Annotated in this window: 7 protein-coding genes; 5 read left to right on the top strand and 2 right to left on the bottom strand. The window is 71.4% G+C overall.

The genetic code is table 11. The features are described 5' to 3' along the window. From EAO70_RS07730 to EAO70_RS07710, 5 genes are all read left to right on the top strand, one after another. Nucleotides 1-402: a hypothetical protein gene (locus EAO70_RS07730; protein ID WP_148002271.1), complete on the top strand. Its 402-nt coding sequence runs from the start codon at nt 1-3 to the stop codon at nt 400-402. A 75-nt stretch (nt 403-477) separates the two neighbouring features. Further along, a complete protein-coding gene (locus tag EAO70_RS07725) occupies nt 478-888 on the top strand; it encodes a VOC family protein (RefSeq protein ID WP_148002270.1) in 411 nt (136 codons plus the stop codon). A gap of 31 nt (nt 889-919) precedes the next feature. Further along, entirely contained in the window at nt 920-1363 is a 444-nt protein-coding gene (locus EAO70_RS07720) for a helix-turn-helix transcriptional regulator (protein ID WP_148002269.1), read from the top strand. A 366-nt stretch (nt 1364-1729) separates the two neighbouring features. Next, nucleotides 1730-1933: a cold-shock protein gene (locus EAO70_RS07715; protein ID WP_148002268.1), complete on the top strand. Its 204-nt coding sequence runs from the start codon at nt 1730-1732 to the stop codon at nt 1931-1933. 134 nt (nt 1934-2067) lie between these two features. Beyond that, nucleotides 2068-2388, top strand: a complete 321-nt coding sequence (locus tag EAO70_RS07710) for an SCO5918 family protein (protein WP_148002267.1) — start codon at nt 2068-2070, stop codon at nt 2386-2388. A gap of 28 nt (nt 2389-2416) precedes the next feature. Here the strand turns inward: EAO70_RS07710 and EAO70_RS07705 are convergent, their stop codons facing one another. After that, on the bottom strand, nt 2417-2776 hold the full coding sequence (locus tag EAO70_RS07705; protein ID WP_148002266.1) for a hypothetical protein: 360 nt from the start codon (nt 2774-2776) through the stop codon (nt 2417-2419). Nucleotides 2777-2817: 41 nt separating this feature from the next. Continuing rightward, nucleotides 2818-3417: an MBL fold metallo-hydrolase gene (locus EAO70_RS07700; protein ID WP_148002265.1), complete on the bottom strand. Its 600-nt coding sequence runs from the start codon at nt 3415-3417 to the stop codon at nt 2818-2820. Between the last annotated feature and the right edge of the window lie 148 nt (nt 3418-3565).

The raw sequence follows: 3565 nt of genomic DNA, 5'->3' as shown, positions 1-3565 counted from the left end.
GTGGTGGCGGGGCGGGGCGGCGGCCGGTTCTCGGGGTTCGTGCGCCTCGCGGTCGCCCTCCAGACGGTGAGCATCCTCTTCCAGGCGGTCACGGCCGGGATGGCGATGTCCTCGCAGGTCGGCGCGACCCTGCACGACATCGGATCGCGCGGCATGTACGCGATGTCGATGCTCTACCTGCTCGCCGCGGTCCTGGCATGGCGCCCCGGCGGCGCCCCCGCCCGGCCCGTCCTCTACGCCACCGGCTTCCTGGCCCTCGGCACCCTCCAGGTGGTGATGGGCGTCCTGCACGTGATGGAGGTCCATCTGCCGCTGGGCGTCCTGATGTTCGGCCTGAGCATGCTGGACCTCGGACGGGTCGCGCTCCGGCGGATACGGCCGACGGCGGAGGCGACGGTGTAGGGAGGCCCCGGCAGACCGCCGCACACGTCAGGAATCGAGAAGCCGCGCCGGACGGCCCCAACTAGCGTGGTGGGCATGGACATCACCATCCACACCACCGTCCTCCCGCACGAGGATCCCGACGCCTCCCTCGCCTTCTACCGCGACGCCCTCGGCTTCGAGGTGCGCAGCGACGTCGGCCAGGGCCGGACCCGCTGGATCACCGTCGGGCCCGTCGGACAGCCCGGTACGTCGATCCTGCTCGCGCCGCCCGGCGCCGACCCGGGGGTCACCGAGGCCGAGCGGCGCACCATCGCCGAGATGATGGCCAAGGGCACCTACGGATGGATCCTGCTCGCCGCCCCCGACCTCGACGCCGTCTTCGAGAAGGTGCAGGCCGGGGACGTCGAGGTGGTCCAGGAGCCGACCGACCAGCCGTACGGGGTGCGGGACTGCGCCTTCCGCGACCCCGCGGGCAACCTCGTCCGCGTCCAGCAACTGCGCTGAAGGGACTCCCCCCATGTGTCATCCTGCGTGGATGAGCGCACTGACCGAGGCACAGCGCCTCAGCGACCTGGCGCGGCTGCGCAGGGTCCGCGACCGGATCGACCGGGAGTACGCCGAACCGCTGGACGTCGAGGCACTCGCCCGCGGGGTGAACATGTCGGCCGGGCACCTCAGCCGGCAGTTCAAGCAGGCCTACGGCGAGGCCCCGTACTCGTACCTGATGACGCGGCGCATCGAGCGGGCCATGGCGCTGCTCCAGCGCGGCGACCTCAGCGTCACCGACGTCTGCTTCACGGTCGGCTGCTCCTCGCTCGGCACCTTCAGCACCCGCTTCACCGAGCTCGTCGGCGTCTCGCCCAGCGTCTACCGGCGCCAGGTCGCCGACGGCGGGGCCGGGCTGCCCTCGTGCGTGGCGAAGCAGGTCTCGCGCCCGGTCAGGAACCGAGCAGCGGCGGCGGCCACCGCGCGCGCCTAGCGTGGTTCCCGGACCGGGGTCGGCTCCGTCGCCCCCTGAGGGGGCCGGGCCGTCCCGGCCGGGCCCCACCGCAGGCGAATGCGCGGCCCCGGGGCGGCGGAATTCCGGGCTACGCGCGGTGAATATTCGTCGTGTAAACACACGGGATAACACGGGCGGAATTCTTCACCCCGCACGCCCCGGCCCACCGTGCTAGTGTCGATATCAGTTGCAGTTGTGGGTCCCGAACGTACGAGTGCCCGTCCGGTCCTTCCGGCGCCGGGCACCCTTTTCATTTCCGGGCTTTTTCCGGACGGGGCGAGCATCGCAGCAGGACGGGGCGCACACGAGGTGCGCTCCGAGCAATGCCCCGAAGGAGCGTCTGGCATGGCGACCGGTACCGTGAAGTGGTTCAACTCTGAAAAGGGCTTCGGTTTCATCGAGCAGGACGGCGGCGGCCCCGACGTCTTCGCCCACTACTCGAACATCGCCGCCTCCGGCTTCCGTGAGCTGCAGGAGGGTCAGAAGGTGTCGTTCGACGTCGCGCAGGGCCAGAAGGGCCCGACCGCCGAGAACATCGTCCCCGCCTGACACACGGCGCTGACGCACAGACACGTACACGGACTGAGGCCCGCACCTTCGGGATGCGGGCCTCAGCTCTTTGCAGCCCGGCTGCGGGAACCACCCACCGGCCCCTTCCGGCCCCTCCATCCGCAGGAGTCACCATGCGTTGTGTCATCGCCCGCTTCCCGTTCGAACTGACCAAGGCGGGCGTCATCGCGTCCATGAAGGGGATCAAGCCCGAACCCGCCGTCGGCGACGTCGTCGTCATCGGCCGGCGGCAGTATCCCGTGAAGCAGGTCGGCGAGGTCGTGACCCGCCAGGACCGCCGTGACTTCAGCGCCGGCGAGGTCGTTCGGGCCATGACGAAGCTCGGCTTCACCTGCACCACGGTCACCGCGGGCGAGCAGGCCGCGGCCCCCGTCGACCCGACCGGGACGCCCGATGCGGCGGGGACGGCGGAGTCGACGGGTACGGCCTACTGACCCGCAGTGGTCTGAGTGGTTCCGGCCCTCAGTGGTCGGAGTAGCTGAAGTCGCCCACCGTCCAGGCGCTGACGTCCTCCAGGGCGACCCGGTACATGCCGCCGGTCTCCGGGATGCCGACCGTGCCCTGGAGGATGCGGGCGAGGTGGAAGTGCAGGTGGGTGGGCGGCCCGCCGGGGCGTTCGGAGGGGCTGAAGACTCCGGAGAACTCGCCCAGGCGGGCGGAGTCCGTCAGTACTTCGGACACCCGCTGCCGCCACAGCGCTTCGGGGGCCAGCCGGCCGGTGAGGACGACCCCTCCCACGACCACCGTCAGGGACATCTGATTGCTCTGCCCGGACTCCACCGTGGCGGCAAGTTCAACGAGCAGCTCGTCAGGCTTCGACATGGAAGTCGATTCTAGGCGGCCGCCCGGGCAGAGCCCCCCCGCTACAGCGGCGCCGACTCGTCCGCCGGGAACGCCGGGCCGTGACCGGGCACGATCACGTCGGCCGCGGCCAGGACGCGGAGCCGGGAGTCCTTGAGGAGCGTGTGGTCGGGGGCCACCGGGTCCTCGACCGGGCCGTTCGGCCGCCACCACAGGTCGCCCACGAACGCGACGACGCCCTCGGCGGTCCCGGCGAGCAGGGTGATGTCCTCGGCGCTGTGGCCGGGGGTGCGGATCAGCCGCAGCGAGGGCGACAGTTCGTGGCCCTCGGCGTCGCGGTCGGTCCACTGGTCGTTCTCGTAGATCGCCTTGTGGTCGTGGACCCGGGCCCGGCCGAAGAGGCCGACGTTCATGGTGTTGTCGGGGTGGTGGTGGCTGAGCACCACGTCGGTGATGTCGTCGGGTAGCAGGCCGAGTTCGGCGAGCGGGCCGAGGATCCGGTCGCGACTCGCGACCATGCCGGGGTCGACGACCACGTGCCGGTCGCCGTCCCGCACGTACGAGACGGTGGCGGCGACCCCGGGGCCCGTGGAGAGCGTGTAGCCGGTGGTCAGGATGGTGTGGGCGGCGGTGCGGGCGGCGGGTGCGTCGTGGTTCGTCATGGCCCCGAGTCTTCTGCGCGGCGGGTTTCCTCACGAGTGGCCGTACTGCCATCGATCGCGGGAATCGTGCCAGCCCCCCGTGGCGGACGGCCGGCATCGGGCCGGGCGGGCTGTCGGCCCCGCCCCGGACGTACGGCCGATCCCGCCC

The sequence above is a fragment of the Streptomyces sp. adm13(2018) genome, assembly GCF_008042145.1.
In the GTDB taxonomy this organism is placed as follows: domain Bacteria; phylum Actinomycetota; class Actinomycetes; order Streptomycetales; family Streptomycetaceae; genus Streptomyces.
The sequence above is the reverse complement of the archived record's forward strand: the minus strand, read 5'-3'. Positions and strand labels throughout refer to the sequence as shown.